The sequence below is a fragment of the Streptomyces sp. NBC_00038 genome, assembly GCF_026343635.1.
Taxonomy (GTDB): Bacteria; Actinomycetota; Actinomycetes; order Streptomycetales; family Streptomycetaceae; genus Streptomyces.
This window is the reverse complement of the sequence record NZ_JAPELQ010000001.1, coordinates 7,042,546-7,060,742: the sequence shown is the minus strand read 5'-3', so window position 1 is coordinate 7,060,742 and position 18,197 is coordinate 7,042,546. Positions and strand designations below refer to the sequence as shown.

At 68.1% G+C, this 18,197-nt stretch carries 16 protein-coding genes and 1 riboswitch; of the genes, 10 read left to right on the top strand and 6 right to left on the bottom strand.

Annotation, left to right across the window (positions count from 1 at the left end):
• Window positions 1-248 precede the first annotated feature (248 nt).
• Window positions 249-947, bottom strand: a complete 699-nt coding sequence (locus tag OG219_RS32090; RefSeq protein ID WP_266832390.1) for a TetR/AcrR family transcriptional regulator — start codon at window positions 945-947, stop codon at window positions 249-251.
• A 97-nt stretch (window positions 948-1,044) separates the two neighbouring features.
• Between OG219_RS32090 and OG219_RS32085 the strand changes: the two genes are divergently transcribed.
• Window positions 1,045-1,797 carry an SDR family oxidoreductase gene (locus OG219_RS32085; RefSeq protein ID WP_266832388.1) on the top strand — a complete coding sequence of 251 codons (753 nt, stop codon included), beginning with the start codon at window positions 1,045-1,047 and terminating at the stop codon, window positions 1,795-1,797.
• A gap of 130 nt (window positions 1,798-1,927) precedes the next feature.
• On the top strand, window positions 1,928-2,713 hold the full coding sequence (gene nagB / locus OG219_RS32080; RefSeq protein WP_266832386.1) for a glucosamine-6-phosphate deaminase: 786 nt from the start codon (window positions 1,928-1,930) through the stop codon (window positions 2,711-2,713).
• 163 nt (window positions 2,714-2,876) lie between these two features.
• Here the strand turns inward: nagB and OG219_RS32075 are convergent, their stop codons facing one another.
• The 4 genes from OG219_RS32075 to OG219_RS32060 form a co-directional block, all read right to left on the bottom strand.
• Complete coding sequence (locus tag OG219_RS32075; protein WP_266832384.1) at window positions 2,877-4,421, bottom strand: glycoside hydrolase family 3 protein; 1,545 nt, start codon at window positions 4,419-4,421, stop codon at window positions 2,877-2,879.
• A gap of 9 nt (window positions 4,422-4,430) precedes the next feature.
• A complete protein-coding gene (locus tag OG219_RS32070; RefSeq protein WP_266832382.1) occupies window positions 4,431-5,261 on the bottom strand; it encodes a carbohydrate ABC transporter permease in 831 nt (276 codons plus the stop codon).
• Entirely contained in the window at window positions 5,258-6,247 is a 990-nt protein-coding gene (locus OG219_RS32065) for a carbohydrate ABC transporter permease (protein ID WP_266832380.1), read from the bottom strand. The genes OG219_RS32070 and OG219_RS32065 overlap by 4 nt, the downstream gene beginning before the upstream one ends.
• A gap of 84 nt (window positions 6,248-6,331) precedes the next feature.
• The gene (locus tag OG219_RS32060; RefSeq protein WP_266832378.1) at window positions 6,332-7,609 is read right to left on the bottom strand and encodes an extracellular solute-binding protein; all 1,278 of its coding nucleotides are present in this window, start codon (window positions 7,607-7,609) and stop codon (window positions 6,332-6,334) included.
• A 405-nt stretch (window positions 7,610-8,014) separates the two neighbouring features.
• On the opposite strand from OG219_RS32060, the gene OG219_RS32055 reads away from it, so the two are divergent.
• The 8 genes from OG219_RS32055 to OG219_RS32020 all read left to right on the top strand — a co-directional run bounded on the left by OG219_RS32055 (window position 8,015) and on the right by OG219_RS32020 (window position 17,880).
• Entirely contained in the window at window positions 8,015-8,779 is a 765-nt protein-coding gene (locus OG219_RS32055; RefSeq protein ID WP_266832376.1) for a GntR family transcriptional regulator, read from the top strand.
• A gap of 114 nt (window positions 8,780-8,893) precedes the next feature.
• Entirely contained in the window at window positions 8,894-11,032 is a 2,139-nt protein-coding gene (locus tag OG219_RS32050) for a carbon starvation CstA family protein (protein WP_266832374.1), read from the top strand.
• Window positions 11,004-11,204, top strand: a complete 201-nt coding sequence (locus OG219_RS32045; RefSeq protein ID WP_266832372.1) for a YbdD/YjiX family protein — start codon at window positions 11,004-11,006, stop codon at window positions 11,202-11,204. Before OG219_RS32050 ends, OG219_RS32045 begins: the two co-directional genes overlap by 29 nt.
• Before the next feature lie 138 nt (window positions 11,205-11,342).
• Window positions 11,343-11,597, top strand: a complete 255-nt coding sequence (locus tag OG219_RS32040; RefSeq protein WP_266454503.1) for a DUF3311 domain-containing protein — start codon at window positions 11,343-11,345, stop codon at window positions 11,595-11,597.
• The gene (mctP, locus tag OG219_RS32035) at window positions 11,594-13,204 is read left to right on the top strand and encodes a monocarboxylate uptake permease MctP (RefSeq protein WP_266832370.1); all 1,611 of its coding nucleotides are present in this window, start codon (window positions 11,594-11,596) and stop codon (window positions 13,202-13,204) included. The genes OG219_RS32040 and mctP overlap by 4 nt, the downstream gene beginning before the upstream one ends.
• 432 nt (window positions 13,205-13,636) lie before the next feature.
• Window positions 13,637-14,140, top strand: a complete 504-nt coding sequence (locus OG219_RS32030) for a GNAT family N-acetyltransferase (protein WP_266832368.1) — start codon at window positions 13,637-13,639, stop codon at window positions 14,138-14,140.
• An 87-nt stretch (window positions 14,141-14,227) separates the two neighbouring features.
• Window positions 14,228-14,320, top strand: a riboswitch (cobalamin riboswitch).
• Window positions 14,321-14,470: 150 nt separating this feature from the next.
• Window positions 14,471-16,870: a ribonucleoside-diphosphate reductase subunit alpha gene (locus tag OG219_RS32025; protein ID WP_266832366.1), complete on the top strand. Its 2,400-nt coding sequence runs from the start codon at window positions 14,471-14,473 to the stop codon at window positions 16,868-16,870.
• Window positions 16,867-17,880 carry a ribonucleotide-diphosphate reductase subunit beta gene (locus tag OG219_RS32020; RefSeq protein ID WP_266832364.1) on the top strand — a complete coding sequence of 338 codons (1,014 nt, stop codon included), beginning with the start codon at window positions 16,867-16,869 and terminating at the stop codon, window positions 17,878-17,880. Before OG219_RS32025 ends, OG219_RS32020 begins: the two co-directional genes overlap by 4 nt.
• Before the next feature lie 52 nt (window positions 17,881-17,932).
• Here the strand turns inward: OG219_RS32020 and OG219_RS32015 are convergent, their stop codons facing one another.
• Window positions 17,933-18,124: a hypothetical protein gene (locus OG219_RS32015; RefSeq protein ID WP_266832362.1), complete on the bottom strand. Its 192-nt coding sequence runs from the start codon at window positions 18,122-18,124 to the stop codon at window positions 17,933-17,935.
• Window positions 18,125-18,197: the final 73 nt, after the last annotated feature.

Here is an 18,197-nt window from a genome sequence, read left to right as displayed (position 1 = left end):
CAGGGCAGAGAGCGCCGGTTCCTCGGTCCGTCTTCCTGTGCGGGGAAGACGGAGGCTTTTTCAGTTCGATGCTCTGCCCACGATACCTTTGACCGAGCACTGTGGACTAGACCATGTTCCTGCGTGCAGGTGCCGTCTGTCCATGGGTCGACGTTGTTTGTTGTGTTTCTGTCCAACATCCAACATCACCCCTCACGCAGACTAACCCGCATCGGTTCATGAACGGGCCGGATTGGCGCCATCCAGGCTCATGACCGGGGCCACACCGCCATGGCGAGTTCCGCGAGGGCTTCCAGGTCCTCCTTGGTGGCTCCGTCGCGGGCCTGCTGGGACATCCCCTGGATCATCGCGCCGGTGTGCCGGGCGAGGGCGGACGCGTCGGTGTCCGGGGGCAGCTCACCCGCCGCGATCCCTGCCCTTATCCGAGTCTCGATCGCGGCGATGTTGGCGTTGCGCCGGTCGCGCAGGGAGGCCTCGACCTCGGGCGTCGTACAGTTGGTGGCCGCGTGGACGACCAGGCAGCCGTGCGGGTGGGCCGGGTCGGTGTACTCGGCCGCGGCCTCGCGCAGCGTCCGCTCCGTCGCGGCGCGCGCCGTGGGCTCCTCGGCGAGCGCGCGCTCGCCGAACGAGCCGTACCTCTCGCCGTACACGCGGACGACCTCGTCGAAGAGCGACCGCTTGTCGCCGAACGCCGCGTACAGGCTCGGGGCTCCGATGCCCATGACGCGGGTGAGGTCGGAGACGGAGGTCGCCTCGTACCCGTGCTCCCAGAACGCGAGGATCGCCTTCTCCAGCGCGGTCTCGCGGTCGAAGGAACGGGGACGGCCGCGTTGCCTCGTCGCCACCTTGGCCGCTGCCCCTGCGTTGGCCGCTGCCCCGGCGTCCGTGCCGCCATCCGCTCCGCCGTCCGGCTCGGTCTGCTGCCTGCCCACCTGCCTGCTCACCATGGGATGGATTTTATAGCGGGTACTAGAGAAATGTCGGCGGGCTGTTGTACGGTTTTTTCTGTAGCGACCACTAGTGAAATGCGAAGGGGGCGTCGGCATGAGCGTGCTCACGGGCAGGACGGCACTCGTCACGGGCGGCAGTAGGGGCATCGGGCGGGCCATCGCCGAGCGGCTGGGCAGTGACGGCGCGCGGGTGGCCGTGCACTACGGCAGCGATGAGACGGCCGCGAAGCAGACCGTCGCCGCGATCGAGGCGGCCGGCGGATCGGCGTTCGCGATCGGGGTGGAGCTCGGGCGGCCCGGCGACGCCAAGGCCCTCTGGGAGGCCTTCGACCTGCACGCGGACGGGGTGGACATCCTGGTGAACAACGCCGGGATAGGCACGTCGAGCGCACTCGACGAGATCGGCGAGCAGGAGTACGACAGGGTCTTCGCGGTGAACGTGAAGGCACCCCATTTCATCGTCAAGCACGGCCTCGGCCGGCTGCGCGACGGCGGGCGGGTCGTCAACATCTCCTCGGGCCTCGCGCGGACCGCGGTGATGCCGGACAAGATGGCGTACGCGATGACGAAGGGCGCGCTGGACGTCTTCACCCGGGACCTGTCCAAGGTCCTCGGCCCCCGGGGCATCACGGTGAACTCGGTGGCGCCGGGCATCATCGACACCGACAGCAACGCCGGGTTCCTGCGCGCCAGTGACGAGGCATGGGCGCAGGCCGCGGCGATATCGGCACTGGGCGAGGTGGGGACACCGGAGGCGGTGGCGGACGTGGTGGCGTTCCTGGCCTCGGACGCGGGGCGGTGGATCACGGGGAGCTGGGTGGACGCGACCGGGGGTTCACTGACCTGAGGGACGCTGGAGAGAGGGCGGCCGCACGGGCTCCTCGGGGGCAACTCTGTTAGATTGGTCTAAACCATACGTGCCCCCTCCGGGTCCCAGTTGAGTCCCCTTCTCTTCTCTCCAGATCGGCAGGCCCAGCGTGGAAGTTGTCATCGTCCCGGACGCCAAGGCGGGCGGCGAGCTGATCGCCGAGGCCATGGCCGAGCTGCTCCGACGCAAGCCCGACGCCCTGCTCGGCGTGGCCACCGGCTCGACCCCGCTGCCCATCTACCAAGCGCTGGCGGCCAAGGCGGGCGCCGATGCGGTGGACGTCTCGCGGGCGCGGATCGCTCAGCTGGACGAGTACGTGGGACTGCCCGCCGAGCATCCCGAGTCCTACCGGTCGGTGCTGCGCCGGGAGGTGCTCGAACCGCTCGGGCTGGGCCTGGACGCCTTCCTGGGACCGGACGGCACCGCCAAGGACGTGCGTGCCGCGTGCGAGGCGTACGACGCGGCGCTGGCCTCGGCCGGCGGGGTCGATCTCCAGCTGCTGGGGATCGGGACCGACGGGCACATCGGGTTCAACGAGCCGTGCTCCTCGCTCGCCTCGCGGACCCGCATCAAGACGCTGACCGAGCAGACCCGGGTCGACAACGCGCGGTTCTTCGAGGGCGACATCGAGCAGGTGCCGCACCACGTCATCACGCAGGGCATCGGCACGATCCTCGAGGCGCGGCACCTGGTGCTGCTCGCGACGGGCGAGGGCAAGGCGGACGCCGTCGCGGCGACCGTGGAGGGGCCGGTCGCCGCGGTGTGCCCGGCCTCGGCGCTCCAGCTCCACCGGCACGCGACCGTTGTCGTGGACGAGGCGGCCGCGTCCAAGCTGAAGCTCGCGGACTACTTCCGGCACACGTTCGCCAACAAGCCGGACTGGCAGGGCATTTAGCACCTGTCCGGCCGCAGACGGCACGGATACAGGTCGCACAGACGCATCTGCACGGACGCAGCCGCACGAAGAATGCCGGGCCGCCCCCCTGTGGTCGGCCCGGCATTATTCGTGCATACGGGGTAGGAGGTCACTCCCCTACCCCGTACCCCCGTTGTTCCCCCTACTCCGGCTGTTCCCGCTGCTCCCGCCGCTCCCCCGCGATGACCTCGGCCGCCGCGCGGCCGCACACGTTCGCGGCGCCGTGCGTGGCGATGTGGAGGGCGCCTCGCGGCGGGGCCTGAGGCACGCCCATCTCGACCACGATCGTGTCGGGGCGGGCGGCAAGGAGAGCGTCGAGGGCCGTCGCCATCCAGGGGTGGCGGTGTTCGTCGCGGACGACGGCGACGATGCGGCGGGGGCCGGCGACGGAGAGGACCACCGTGCCGGCGTCCTCGCCCGCGAAGCTGCCGGTCTCCGTGCCGGGGAGCAGGCGGGCGAGTTCCGCCGCCACGCCCCAGGGGGTTTCGTCACCGACGGCGATGTTCGCGACGGGGGTGAGGGCGGCGACGTACGGCGCGTCGGTGATCGGGACGTACGCCTCGGCGTGCGTCACAGTCAACGCGCGTCGAGCGGCGACAAGTCCGACCTCGCGCTGTCCCTCCGGGTCACCGGCCGCCCCCGACGCGGCGGAGCCGGACGAGGCCGCGCGAGCCGCGGAGGCGGTCCATTGGGCAAGCGCCCGCACCCGTGCCGCCGCGTCCGCGAGGCGTTCCTCGGGGAGTTCGCCGGTGCGGACCGCCGAGACGAGAGCGTCGCGCAGGAGTCGTACGGTGTCGTCGTCCGCCAGGCCCCCGCCGACGCAGATCGCGTCGGCGCCGGCGGCGATGGCGAGGACGCTGCCGCGTTCGATGCCGTAGACCGCGGCGATGGCCTGCATCTCCATGCCGTCGGTGACGATGAGCCCGTCGTAGCCGAGTTCCTCGCGGAGCAGACCGGTGAGGATGCGCCGGGAGAGGGTGGCCGGGAGGTCGGGATCCAGCGCCGGGACCAGGATGTGCGCGCTCATCACCGCACGTGTGCCCGCGGCGATCGCGGCCCGGAAGGGGGCGAGTTCGCGGGCGTCGAGCACCGACAGGTCGGCGTCGATGCGCGGCAGGGCGTGGTGCGAGTCGACCGCCGTGTCGCCGTGTCCGGGGAAGTGCTTGGTGCAGGCCGCGACGCCCGCCGCCTGGAGCCCGGTGACGTAGGCGGCCGTGTGCCGGGCCACCAGGTCGGTGTCGGCGCCGAAGGAACGTACGCCGATCACCGGGTTGTCCGGGTTCGAGTTCACGTCCGCCGACGGTGCCCAGTTGAGGTTCACCCCGCACGCGGCGAGGCGGCGGCCCAGCTCGAAGGCGACGTCACGTGTCAGCACGACATCATCCACCGCCCCCAGCGCGTGATTGCCGGGGAAGGAGGAGCCGCTGCGCACCTCGAGTCGGGTGACGTCGCCGCCCTCCTCGTCGATGGCGACGAGCACGTCGTCCCGTTCGACACGCAACTGGGCGGTCAGGGCGGCGAGTTGGTCGGGTGAGGCGATGTTGCGGCCGAACAGGCCGACCGAGGCCAGGCCCTCCCCCAGGCGGCGGAGCAGCCAGTCGGGGGCCGTGGTCCCTGTGAAGCCGGGCTGGAGGACGGTCAGCGCGTCGCGCGTGAGTGTGTCCGTACCACTGGCGATTGTCGTCATCGTGCGGCGTTATCCCTTCACAGCGCCTGAGGTGAGGCCGCTGACGGCCTTGCGCTGAAGGAAGACGAAGAGGATCAGGATCGGTACGGCGAAGAGCGAGGACGCCGCCATCGTGGCCCCCCAGTCGTCCCCGAAGACCGTCCGGAAACTGGACAGCCACAGCGGGAGGGTCTGGGACTCGATGTCCTTGTTGAGAATGAGGACCAGGGGGAACTCGTTCCACGCGGTGATGAACCCGAAGAGCGAGGTGGCCATCAGGCCGGGTGCGAGCAGCGGGAAGATCACCTTGATGAAGGCCTGGGTGCGGGTGCAGCCGTCGACCATGGCCGACTCCTCGAGTTCCTTCGGCACGGCGGCGACGTACCCGCGCAGCGTCAGGATGGTGAAGGGCAGCACCATGATCATGTAGAAGAAGGTCAGCGAGACCAGGCTGTTCAGCAGGTCGGCGTCACGCACGATCATGTAGATCGCGATGACCATGACCTCCCAGGGGGCCATCTGCGCGATCATGAAGGTGAGGATGAAGCCGCGCCGCCCCTTGAACCGCATGCGTGCCAGCGCGAAGGACGCGAGCAGCGCGATGACGAGCGACATCAGCACCGAAACCACCGTGACCATCAGGGAGTTGCCGGCCAGTGTCCAGAAGTGGTCGGCGGCCATGGCGGTCTTGAAGTGGTCGAGGGTCACGTCGGTCGGGAAGAAGACCGGGGTCTCGGCGATGATGTCGCCGGTCGGCTTGAAGGCCGTGGCGAACATCCAGTAGACGGGGAACACGCAGATCGCGAAGAGGAAGATCGCCGTCGCGTTGGGCCACAGGCGGCCGATAAGGGAGCGCTTCACAGCTCGTCCTCCTCCTGCTTGATGACGGTCCGCAGGTAGTACGCGGTGAGGACCAGCAGGACCAGGATGGTGAGGAACGAGATCGCCGCGCCCATCCCGAAGTGCTGGTTGCCGACGCCCTCGATGAAGGCGTAGATCGGCAGGGTCTCGGTGAGCCGGTCCGGGCCGCCCTGGTTCATCACGAAGAGCTGGGTGAACGACTTGAAGACCCAGATGATCTCAAGGAAGGTCGTGGCCCACAGGAACGGTCGCAGGAAGGGGAAGGTCACCGAGGTGAACGACTTCCACGCGCCGGCGCCGTCCAGCGAGGCGGCCTCGTACAGCTCCTTGGGGATCGTGGTCGTCGCGGCGTAGAGGTTGATCGCCACGAACGGGATGGACATCCAGACGATCAGCAGCGTGACCACGGAGAAGGTGGAGAACTGGGTGCCGAGCCAGTTGTAGTCGGCCATGGAGTGCCAGCCGAGCTTGTCCAGCGTCCAGTTGACGACGCCGAAGCGCTGGGCGAACAGCCACTGGTAGACGGTGGTGGCCGCGACCATGGGCATCGCCCAGGCAAGGACCAGACCGAGCAGCAGCGTCAGCCTCATGCGTTTGCCGAGCCGGGCCAGGAGCAGGCCTGTGAGGGTGCCGAACACCATGATGAGGACGACGTTGGCGGCGGTGAAGACGACCGTCCGCACGACGACGTTCCAGAATTCGGAGCCGGACAGGACCTCTTGGTAGTTGTCGATCCCGTTCCACTCGGTGAGGTGGAGGATCAACTGCCGCGGGTTGAGGTTCTGGAACGACAGCATGCCGTTCTTCACCAGCGGCCAGCCGAGGAACACCGCCGTGGCCGCCAACGCGGGCAGCAGGAGCAGATAGGGGGCGGACGCGCCGCCTCGCTTACCCGTCCGGTTCCGTCCCTCTCTCGGAGGGGACGCATCGGTCTTGCTGGTCCCGGCCGCCGGGACCGCGTCCGTGCGTTCGGTCTGCACTGACATGCTCGCCATCTCTCTGTGGCCCTACTGGTCATGCACCACGGGCCGGGGCGCCCCCGCTGGGAGGGCGCCCCGGTGCGCGGGCGATCAGCTCGTCTGCGAGAGACGCTTGTTGATCTCGTCCTCGACCTGTGCGGCCGCCTCGGCGGGCGACTTACCGTTCAGCACGGCGGTCATGTAGGTCTTGATCGGGTTCGGAGCGTTCTCCACGGCGGCCCACTCGGGGATCAGCGGCGTGGTGCCGCCGAAGGCCGCGGCCGGGGCGGCGGCCACTGCGGCGGGGTTGGCCGTGAGGTTGGACTGCAGCGACTCCTTGTTCGGGATGACGCCGTTCTCCTTGGCGAGCGCGCCCTCGAACTTGTCGGACAGGGCCAGCTTCAGGAACTCCTGGGCGAGTTCCTGCTTCTTGCTGCCCGCGGCCACCGCGAAGTTGGAGCCGCCGAGGAAGACGCCCTCGGGCTTGTCGGCCGTCTCACCCGGGATGGTGAAGTAGCCGACGTCCTTCTCGATGTCCTTGTTGGCCGCGATGGCCGTGCCGGCCTCCCAGCCCATGCCGATGAAGGCACCGACGTTGCCCTTGGCGAAGACCTCGGCCTGCTGCGGGGTCGCCTCGTCCTTGTCCTTGGGGGCCTTGGAGAAGGCCTGGTACTCCTTGTAGATCTCCATGGCCGCGGTGACCTTCGGGTCCGCGAGGTTGGAGACGTACTTGTCGCCGTCCTTCTTGACCAGGTCGGCACCCTGACCGATGGTCAGGCCGTCGAAGAAGTACCAGTTCTGGCCGGGCAGGTAGATCGGCTCGGCGTCGGTCTTGCTCTCGATTGCCTCGAGGTCCTTGAAGAACTCGTCGCGGGTCTTCGGGGTGTCCGTGATGCCGGCGTCGGCCCAGACCTTCTTGTTGTAGATGACGACGCGGTTGGCGAAGTACCAAGGCGCCGCGTACTGCTTGCCGTCGAAGACGGAGGAGGCGTTGAGAGCCTCGGTCCAGTCGGTGCCGATCTCCGACTTGAGGTCACTCAGGTCGGCGAGACCGCCGGTGGCCGCGTAGGCGGGGGTCTGGGTGTTGCCGACCTCGATGACGTCCGGCGGGTTCTCCTCGGAGAGCGCCGTGGTGATCTTCTGCTGGATGCCGTTCCACTGCTGCGTCTCGAACTTCAGCGTGGCGCCGGTCTGCTTCTCGAAGGCCGCCGTCAGGTCCTTGGTCCAGCCGGGAGGCGTCGAGCCGTCCATCGCCCAGACAGTCAGGGTCTCGCCCTTGAAACCGTCGGCAGCGGCCTTGTCGCCACTGTCGCCGTCGTCTCCCCCACACGCCACGATGGAAACCATCATGCCCGCGATACCGATCGCGGCTATCAGCTTGCGCTTCACGCCATCCTCCTCAGGGATGCCACAATCCCCCCTGCCCACCGCGTGACACACGCCGAGTACTGCCCGTGGGGCTGGGACCTGGACCAATGGTGTAGACCAGTACGGGGAGCTTGGCCTAGACCTAGAGGGGTGTCAAGGGTGTGTAAGCCCGCCCAGTCGGACGTTATGGGACCGACATATGCAGAGACCTTTAAGTAGGTAAGCGGCATAACAGGCAGGCCCGTTCACGTACGCACGCGGCCGGTACCCGCGCGGTGGACTAGACCAACCAGGAACGGCGACGGTATATAGAGGGGATCACGGAGCGTGCGGGGGGACACTCGCACGGCAAGCCGTGCCACGATGTGAGCCGTGGCCGATCGGGTATATCGGTCGCTTCGGCACCCGGAGCCGGGAAGGCAGAGCATGAGCACCGACGTCAGCAGTGCGGAGAACGAGGGTGGCGCCCCCATCCGTACCGCGCGCGTGCCCAAGTACTACCGCCTGAAGAAACACCTGCTCGAAATGACGGAGACACTCCCGCCGGGCACTCCGGTGCCACCCGAGCGCACCCTGGCCGCCGAGTTCGACACCTCCCGCACGACCGTGCGCCAGGCCCTTCAGGAGCTGGTCGTCGAGGGCCGCCTCGAACGCATCCAGGGCAAGGGCACGTTCGTCGCCAAGCCGAAGGTCTCCCAGGCGCTCCAACTCACCTCGTACACCGAGGACATGCGGGCCCAGGGCCTCGAACCCACCTCGCAGCTCCTGGACATCGGCTACATCACCGCGGACGAGACGCTGGCCGGCCTGCTCGACATCACCGCCGGCGGCCGGATCCTGCGCATCGAGCGACTGCGCCTCGCGAGCGGCGAGCCGATGGCGATCGAGACGACCCACCTGTCGGCGAAGCGGTTCCCCGCCCTGCGCAGGTCACTCGTCAAGTACACCTCGCTCTACACCGCGCTCGCCGAGGTGTACGACATCCACCTCGCCGAGGCCGAGGAGACCATCGAGACCTCGCTGGCCACCCCGCGCGAGGCCGGCCTGCTCGGCACCGACGTCGGCCTGCCCATGCTGATGCTCTCCCGCCACTCGCTCGACAGGCAGGGCGAGCCGGTGGAGTGGGTGCGGTCGGTGTACCGGGGAGACCGGTACAAGTTCGTCGCGCGACTGAAGCGCCCGCAGGAGTAACCGATATCAACCACCCCCGGAAATAAACCAATTGGCGTGGTGCAAGAGGTGTAGCGCTGCTCCTCTTCCTGTTCTACGGTCCTCCCGTCATCGCATGGACGGGAGGACGACCCGGTGCGCACCGCGAACACTCGATCCATCGTCATCTGGACCCTCGTCGCGCTCGTGAGCGCAGCGGGCTGGTCCGTACTCGCGTTGTCGCGGGGCGAGGAGGTGTCGGCCGCCTGGATGGTCGCCGCCGCGCTCGGCTCGTACGCCATCGCCTATCGCTTCTACTCGAAGTTCATCGCCTACAAGGTGCTCAAGGTCGACAAGACCCGGGCGACACCGGCGGAGCGGCTGAACGACGGCATCGACTTCCATCCGACCGACCGGCGCGTACTGCTCGGCCACCACTTCGCGGCGATCGCGGGCGCGGGCCCGCTCGTCGGACCCGTACTGGCCGCGCAGATGGGCTACTTGCCCGGCACCATCTGGATCATCGTCGGCGTGATCTTCGCAGGGGCCGTCCAGGACATGGTCGTCCTGTTCTTCTCCACGCGCCGCGACGGCCGCTCGCTCGGACAGATGGCCCGCGAGGAGATCGGCCCGTTCGGCGGGGCCGCCGCGCTGGTCGCCACCTTCGCCATCATGATCATCCTGCTCGGCGTACTCGCGCTGGTCATCGTCAACGCGCTCGCGCAGTCGCCGTGGGGCACCTTCTCCATCGCGATGACCATCCCGATCGCACTGCTGATGGGCTTCTACCTGCGAGTGCTGCGCCCAGGGCGAGTCTCCGAAGTGTCGCTGATCGGCGTCGGGTTGCTGCTGCTCGCGCTGGTCGCGGGCCGCTGGGTCGCCGAATCCTCCTGGGCCGACACCTTCACCCTCGCCCCCTCCACCCTGGTCATCTGGATGGTGGCGTACGGCTTCATAGCCTCGATCCTGCCCGTGTGGATGCTCCTGGCACCCCGCGACTACCTCTCCACCTTCATGAAGATCGGCACGATCGCGCTGCTCGCGCTCGGCGTGGTCATCGCGCTGCCGACACTCAAGATGGACCCGGTCACGGACTTCGCCTCCCAGGGCAACGGCCCGGTCTTCGCGGGCTCCCTCTTCCCGTTCGTCTTCATCACCATCGCCTGCGGCGCCCTCTCCGGCTTCCACTCGCTCATCTCCAGCGGCACGACGCCGAAGATGATCCAGAAGGAAACCCAGATCCGGATGATCGGCTACGGCTCCATGCTCATGGAGTCGTCGGTCGCCGTGATGGCGATGGTCGCGGCCTGCATCATCGACCCGGGCCTGTACTTCGCGATGAACGCGCCGTCCGGGGTCATCGGCACCACAGTCGAATCCGCGTCCCAAGCAGTCGCGAACTTCGGCTACACCATCTCGCCCGCGGACCTGGCGAAGGCGGCCGAACAGGTAGAAGAAGCAACCCTCCTCTCCCGCACCGGCGGCGCACCCACCCTCGCCCTGGGAGTCTCGGAAATCTTCTCCCAGGTCACGGGCGGGAGCCTGCGCGCCTTCTGGTACCACTTCGCGATCATGTTCGAGGCGCTGTTCATCCTGACCGCCCTGGACGCCGGCACGCGCGTGGGCCGGTTCATGCTCCAGGACATGCTGGGCAACGTCTACCGACCCTTCAAGACGGTGAGTTGGAAGCCCGGACTCCTCATCACCAGCGCCATCGTGTGCGCCCTGTGGGGCTACTTCCTCTGGGTCGGCGTCCACGAACCACTCGGCGGCATCAACCAGCTGTTCCCGATCTTCGGCATCTCCAACCAGCTGCTGGCCGCGGTGGCCCTGGCCGTCTGCACGACACTCCTGGTGAAATCCGGACGCCTCAAGTGGGCCTGGGTCACCGGGATTCCACTGATCTGGGACGCGGTCGTCACCCTCACCGCGAGCTGGCAGAAGGTCTTCTCCAGCGACCCGCGCGTGGGCTTCTTCAAGCAGCGTTCGGTGTACCAGGACGGCATCGACAGGGGCGAGGTCCTGGCCCCCGCCAAGAGCATGGACGACATGCACACGGTCGTCACCAACTCCACGGTGGACGGCGTCCTCACAGCGGTGCTCGCCATCCTCGTCGTCGTAGTGATCGCGGACGCAACCCGGGTCTGCATCCGTCACATACGCCGCCCCGCGCTCTCCACCCTGACCGAGACGCCGTACGTGGAGTCGAAGATCATCGCCCCCGCCGGGCTGATCCCGACCAAGGAAGAGAAGGCGGAGGAGCTGGATGCGGTCGGCGCTGCGCAAGGCGATTGACGGAGTGCGCTGGTACGTAAGGGAGTTGACGGACGAATCAGCGTACGACCGCTATGTCGCACACATCCGCGAAGACCACCCCGCCGCATCCACCCCCACCCGGCACGAGTTCGAGCGGATGCGAACGGCCCGACAGGAGGAGGACCCCCGGCAGGGCTTCCGCTGCTGTTGAGGACGTTGAGGACGCATATACCCATATGCGGCGGCCGTTTGCAGACCGATATACGGACAGGGGTTCCGCTTGTGTGACTCCGTCGCCTAGATTGCCTGCGCGTTACACAGGTGATCAGTGAGGGGACGGAGCCGCCATATGTCAGATGTGCCTGAAGTGAAGCCACCGGTGGTCACACCGGTCCGGGCAGTGATCGCTCTCTGCCTGCTGGCGCCGTTCGTGACGATGCTGTGGGTCGGTTCGTATGCGAAGACGGACCCGACCTTCATCGGCATCCCGTTCTTCTACTGGTACCAGATGCTGTGGGTGCTCATCTCGACCGCCCTCACGATGACCGCGTACAAGCTGTGGCAGCGTGACCAGCGCGCCCGCAAGGGGGGTGCCGGAGCATGAACGACGGCGTGAACGGCGTCGCACTCGCCGTCTTCATCTTCTTCTTCCTGGCCGTCACGGTCATGGGCTTCCTGGCCGCGCGCTGGCGCAGGGCTGCGGACGAGCAGAGCCTCGACGAATGGGGCCTGGGCGGCCGTTCGTTCGGCACCTGGGTCACCTGGTTCCTGCTGGGCGGCGACCTCTACACGGCGTACACCTTCGTAGCCGTACCGGCCGCCATCTACGCGGCAGGCGCGGCCGGCTTCTTCGCCGTGCCGTACACGATCCTCGTCTACCCCCTGATCTTCACGTTCCTCCCCCGCCTCTGGTCGGTCTCGCACAAGCACGGCTACGTGACGACGTCGGACTTCGTACGAGGCCGCTTCGGCTCAAAGGGCCTCTCCCTCGCAGTAGCAGTCACCGGCATCCTCGCGACAATGCCCTACATCGCGCTCCAACTGGTGGGCATCCAGGCGGTCCTGGACGTCATGGGCGTGGGCGGCGGCGAGAACACCAACTGGTTCATCAAGGACCTCCCCCTCCTCATCGCCTTCGGCGTGCTGGCGGCGTACACCTACTCCTCGGGCCTCCGCGCCCCCGCCCTGATCGCGTTCGTGAAGGACACCCTGATCTACATCGTGATCGCGGTGGCCATCATCTACATCCCGATCAAGCTGGGCGGCTTCGACGAGATCTTCAAGGCGGCTAACGACAAGTACACGTCGGCCGGCGCAGGCGGAATCGTCCCGGCCGAAACAGGCCAATGGACGTACGCCACCCTCGCCTTGGGCTCCGCCCTGGCCCTGTTCATGTACCCGCACTCGATCACGGCGACGCTCTCCTCCCGCAGCCGAGAGGTGATCCGCCGCAACACCACGATCCTCCCCCTGTACTCACTCATGCTGGGCCTCCTGGCCCTGCTCGGTTTCATGGCGATCGCGGCCGGAGTGAAGGTGGAGAACGGCCAACTCGCCATCCCTCAGCTCTTCGAGAACATGTTCCCGGACTGGTTCGCGGGCGTGGCCTTCGCGGCGATCGGCATCGGCGCCCTGGTCCCGGCCGCCATCATGTCCATCGCGGCAGCGAACCTCTTCACCCGCAACATCTACAAGGACTTCATCAACCCGGACGCGACCCCAGCCCAGGAGACGAAAATCTCCAAACTGGTCTCCCTCCTGGTGAAGGTCGGCGCCCTCGCCTTCGTCCTCACCATGGACAAGACGGTCGCCATCAACTTCCAGCTCCTGGGCGGCATCTGGATCCTCCAGACCTTCCCGGCCCTGGTCGGCGGCCTCTTCACCCGCTGGTTCCACCGCTGGGCGCTCCTCACCGGCTGGGCGGTCGGCATGCTCTACGGCACCCTCGCCGCGTACGGCGTAGCCTCCCCCACCCAGAAGCACTTCGGCGGCAGCGCAAAGGAGATCCCCGGCATAGGTGAGATCGGCTACATCGGCCTGACAGCGTTCGTCCTGAACGTCGTCGTAACCGTGATCCTCACCTTCGCCTTCCGGGCCTTCAACGCCCCCGACGGCATCGACGAGACGTCCCCCGAGGACTACACGGCAGACGCCGGCGACAAGGGCGTACAGGTAGAACTCCCGCCGGCGACGGCGGGGGCGACTAACTAGGTACCGGTGGGGGCTGGGGGAGGCGGTTTTTTCGCCCCCTCCGCCCCTACCCGTCCCTTGCTCCTGGGGGCTCCGCCCCCAGACCCCCGATCGCCCGAAGGGCTCGTCCTCAAACGCCGGACGGGCTGAAAGATCTTCCCCGACCCGGGACTGAAGAGCGACCCGGAACTGAAGAGCACAGCCCCCACGGGTGGGTGGCGGATCGGGACGGCGCCCCGGCCTCGGCGGACGGACGGGCCGAGACCCCACAGGCGGATGCACGCACGCACCCGCAGCCGCCAGATCACCGAAGGGGACGTGCCGGAACGTCCGCCCGCAGCGGCTGGCGCGTCAACACCGCCCGCTTCCTGAACAACCGATTCCGCGCCAGACCGAGGACGGATGCTCCGGCACGGCCCCGACTCACGACGAATCCGGCGGCACACTACCCCCATGGACATCGTCATCAGACGGGCACAGCCCCACGAATACGAGACCGTCGGCGAGCTCACCGCACAGGCCTACCTCGGCGACGACCTGCTCGACTTCGGCGAGAGCGACGAATACCTCACCGAGCTGCGAGACGTCGCCAAGCGAGCCGCCGAGGCCGACGTCCTGGTCGCCGTGGAAGGCGACCGGATACTCGGCGGCGTGACCTTCGTACCGGCCGGCGGCCCCATGGCCGACATCGCCCACCCCGGCGAGGCCGAGATCCGCATGCTCGCCGTCGCCCCCGAGGCCCGCGGCCGAGGAGCCGGCGAGACACTCGTCCGCGCCTGCGTGGACCGCGCCCGCACCACCGACAACTGCGTCCGCATCGTGCTCTCCACCCAGCGAACCATGCACGCCGCCCACCGCATCTACGAACGCCTCGGCTTCACCCGCGCCCCCCACCGCGACTGGAACCCGATCCCCCACCTCGACATCATGCTGCTCACCTACGAGTTGCCCCTCTGACACCCTGAGAAGCCGACACGACACAACATGTGGGGGTGCCACCGCAACCCGGCACTAGATGTATGCTCATGCTCGCTGTCGCCGCAGGGGAATCCGGTGCGAATCCGGAACTGTCCCGCAACGGTGTACTCATGCGCACCCGTGCCCCGCACGACCGCGCACGTGGCCAGTCCGAGGACCTGCCGACAGCACGCCCCGGCCGTCCGGCCGGGTGCAGACGACGTCCGGGCCTCGCGGAATGGGCCGGTGGACGCGGCGCACCGCTGCCAAAAGCGTGCGCCCGCTCCCCCGTTCCCACAGGCCCCGTGCCGAGCGAGGGAGAGCCCCCACGTGACCATCGCGCCAGCCGATCCGGCCTCAGCCCTGACGCAGCAGGACCCGGCAGCGACGGCCGCCCCCGGTGCCGCGCTGCTGCGAACCCTGACCGACCTCACCGCCGACCTCCCCGACGCCGACCCCGGCCGGGTGGCCGCCGCCGCTCTGCGCGGAAGGTCCGCCCGCGCGGACGACACGGAGTTGCGCGAACTGGCGACCGAGGCCGCGGCGGGCCTGATCTCCGAGGACCCGGCGTACTCGAAGCTGGCCGCCCGGCTGCTGACGATCAGCATCGCGGCCGAGGCCGCGTCGCAGGGCGTGCGGTCCTTCTCCGAATCGGTCGGCGTCGGCCACCGCGAGGGCCTGATCGCGGACCGCACGGCGGAGTTCGTACGCCTGCACACGCCCCGCCTGGACGCACTGATCGCAACCTCGGCCGCCGAGGGGAACGACGACCGCTTCGGCTACTTCGGCCTGCGCACGCTGCACAGCCGCTACCTCCTCCGCCACCCGATCACCCGCAGGGTCATCGAGACGCCCCAGCACTTCATGCTCCGAGTGGCGTCCGGCCTGGCGGAGGACGACACGACGCGCGCCCTCACCGAAGTCGAGGCGCTCTACAGGCTCATGAGCCGCCTCGACTACCTCCCCTCCTCCCCCACTCTCTTCAACTCCGGTACGCGCCACCCCCAGATGTCGTCCTGCTACCTCCTCGACTCCCCGCTGGACGAGCTGGACTCCATCTACGACCGGTACCACCAGGTCGCGCGCCTCTCGAAGCACGCGGGCGGCATCGGCCTGTCGTACTCCCGTATCCGCTCCCGCGGTTCACTGATCCGCGGCACGAACGGGCACTCCAACGGCATCGTCCCGTTCCTGAAGACCCTCGACGCCTCGGTCGCCGCGGTGAACCAGGGCGGCCGGCGCAAGGGCGCGGCCGCGGTCTACCTGGAGACCTGGCACTCCGACATCGAGGAGTTCCTGGAGCTGCGCGACAACACCGGTGAGGACGCCCGCCGTACGCACAACCTGAACCTCGCGCACTGGATCCCGGACGAGTTCATGCGCCGCGTGAACGAGGACGCCCTCTGGTCCCTCTTCTCCCCCTCCGACGTCCCCGACCTGGTCGACCTGTGGGGCGACGAGTTCGACGCGGCCTACCGCAAGGCGGAAGAGGCGGGCCTCGCCAAGAAGACGATCCCCGCCCGCGACTTGTACGGCCGCATGATGCGCACCCTCGCGCAGACCGGCAACGGCTGGATGACCTTCAAGGACGCCGCCAACCGCACCGCCAACCAGACGGCGGAGCCGGGCCACACCGTCCACTCCTCCAATCTCTGCACGGAGATCCTGGAGGTCACGGACGACGGCGAGACGGCGGTCTGCAACCTGGGCTCGGTGAACCTCGGCGCGTTCGTCGACACGACGGCCGGCGACATCGACTGGGAACGCCTCGACGAGACCGTCCGCACCGCCGTCACCTTCCTGGACCGCGTGGTCGACATCAACTTCTACCCGACCGAGCAGGCGGGCCGCTCGAACGCCAAGTGGCGCCCGGTGGGCCTGGGCGCGATGGGCCTCCAGGACGTCTTCTTCAAACTGCGCGTCCCCTTCGACTCGCCCGAGGCCAAGGCGCTCTCCACCCGCATCGCCGAGCGCGTCATGCTCGCCGCGTACGAGGCCTCCGCCGACCTCGCCGAGCGCAACGGCCCGCTCCCCGCCTGGTCCCGTACAAGGACCGCCCGGGGTGTACTGCACCCGGACCACTACGACACCGAATTCACCTGGCCGGAGCGCTGGGCGGCCCTGCGGGAACGTATCGCCACGACCGGAATGCGCAACTCGCTCCTCCTCGCCATCGCGCCCACCGCCACCATCGCCTCGATCGCGGGCGTCTACGAGTGCATCGAGCCGCAGGTGTCGAACCTGTTCAAGCGCGAGACGCTCTCCGGCGAGTTCCTCCAGGTCAACTCCTACCTGGTGGCCGAGCTGAAGAAGCTCGGCGTGTGGGACGCGCAGACGAGGGAGGCGCTGCGCGAGTCCAACGGCTCGGTGCAGGGCTTCACCTGGGTCCCGCAGGATGTCCGCGACCTCTACCGCACTGCATGGGAGATCCCGCAGCGCGGCCTGATCGACATGGCCGCCGCCCGGACCCCGTTCCTGGACCAGGCCCAGTCCCTGAACCTCTTCCTGGAGACGCCGACCATCGGCAAGCTCTCCTCGATGTACTCGTACGCCTGGAAGTCGGGCCTGAAGACGACGTACTACCTGCGCTCCCGCCCGGCGACCCGCATCGCCCGCGCGGCACAGGCGCAGGCGCAGCCGGAAAAGACCATCCCCGTACAGGCGACCCCCGACGAAGACGCCGTCGCCTGCTCCCTTGAGAACCCCGAGTCCTGCGAGGCCTGCCAGTGAGTACCCCCCAGAAGAATCTTCTCGACCCGGGCTTCGAGCTGACTCTCCGCCCCATGCGCTACCCCGACTTCTACGAGCGCTACCGGGACGCCATCAAGAACACCTGGACCGTCGAGGAGGTCGACCTCCACTCGGACGTCGCCGACCTCGCGAAGCTGTCGGCGGGCGAGCAGCACATGATCGGCCGACTGGTCGCGTTCTTCGCGACGGGCGACTCGATCGTGGCGAACAACCTGGTGCTGACGCTGTACAAGCACATCAACTCCCCGGAGGCGCGGCTGTACTTGAGCCGCCAGCTCTTCGAGGAAGCGGTCCACGTCCAGTTCTACTTGACGCTGCTGGACACCTATCTCCCCGACCCGGAGGACCGTACGGCCGCCTTCGACGCCGTGGAGAACATCCCCTCCATCCGCGAGAAGGCCGAGTTCTGCTTCAAGTGGATCAACGAGGTCGAGAAGCTGGACCGCCTGGAGACCAAGGCCGACCGCCGCCGCTTCCTGCTCAACCTCATCTGCTTCGCCGCGTGCATCGAGGGGCTCTTCTTCTACGGCGCCTTCGCGTACGTCTACTGGTTCCGCAGCCGGGGTCTGCTGCACGGCCTGGCGACCGGCACCAACTGGGTGTTCCGCGACGAGACGATGCACATGTCCTTCGCGTTCGAGGTGGTCGACACCGTCCGCAAGGAGGAGCCGGAGCTCTTCGACGACCGGCTCCAGCAGGAGGTCACGGACATGCTGCGGGAGGCTGTCGAGGCGGAGCTGCAGTTCGGGCGCGATCTGTGCGGTGAGGGTCTGCCGGGCATGAACACCGAGTCGATGCGCCAGTACCTGGAGTGCGTGGCCGACCAGCGCCTCCAGCGCCTGGGCTTCGCTCCGGTGTACGGCTCGGAGAACCCGTTCTCCTTCATGGAGCTGCAGGGCGTCCAGGAGCTGACCAACTTCTTCGAGCGCCGCCCGTCCGCCTACCAGGTCGCGGTGGAGGGCACCGTCGACCTGGATGAGGACTTCTAGTCACGGTGACCGTCCCCGGCCATGAGGGCGGGGACGGTCACCTCGACGGTTCTCACGCCGCCCGGGCGACGTCGTGCGCGGTGAGGCCGCGCCGGGTCCGGCCGGCCGGGGCCTGGGCGAACCGGTCCCCGGCCGCCCGGAGCTGCCGGTCGACGCGCAGCTCGCGGGTGTGTCCGACCAGCGCGGGGAGGGCCAGGATCAGGAGAGTTCCGAGGACGACGAGTGTGTCGGTGATTGCGTTCATGTCCTCTACTGTCGCGCCGATCGTCCGCCGGGGTCAGTGGCAGGACTGCCGTAGACCCTCGAATTACTGCCAC

What these genes read in the sequence shown, in the direction of transcription:
- OG219_RS32055 (WP_266832376.1), top strand. Translation starts at nt 8,015, where the DNA reads ATGAGCACCGACGTCAGCAGTGCGGAGAACGAGGGTGGCGCCCCCATC.
- OG219_RS32015 (WP_266832362.1), bottom strand. Translation starts at nt 18,124, where the DNA reads ATGAACGCAATCACCGACACACTCGTCGTCCTCGGAACTCTCCTGATC.
- OG219_RS32075 (WP_266832384.1), bottom strand. Translation starts at nt 4,421, where the DNA reads ATGACGACAATCGCCAGTGGTACGGACACACTCACGCGCGACGCGCTG.
- OG219_RS32065 (WP_266832380.1), bottom strand. Translation starts at nt 6,247, where the DNA reads ATGTCAGTGCAGACCGAACGCACGGACGCGGTCCCGGCGGCCGGGACC.
- OG219_RS32085 (WP_266832388.1), top strand. Translation starts at nt 1,045, where the DNA reads ATGAGCGTGCTCACGGGCAGGACGGCACTCGTCACGGGCGGCAGTAGG.
- OG219_RS32030 (WP_266832368.1), top strand. Translation starts at nt 13,637, where the DNA reads ATGGACATCGTCATCAGACGGGCACAGCCCCACGAATACGAGACCGTC.
- mctP (WP_266832370.1), top strand. Translation starts at nt 11,594, where the DNA reads ATGAACGACGGCGTGAACGGCGTCGCACTCGCCGTCTTCATCTTCTTC.
- OG219_RS32040 (WP_266454503.1), top strand. Translation starts at nt 11,343, where the DNA reads ATGTCAGATGTGCCTGAAGTGAAGCCACCGGTGGTCACACCGGTCCGG.
- OG219_RS32045 (WP_266832372.1), top strand. Translation starts at nt 11,004, where the DNA reads ATGCGGTCGGCGCTGCGCAAGGCGATTGACGGAGTGCGCTGGTACGTA.
- OG219_RS32090 (WP_266832390.1), bottom strand. Translation starts at nt 947, where the DNA reads ATGGTGAGCAGGCAGGTGGGCAGGCAGCAGACCGAGCCGGACGGCGGA.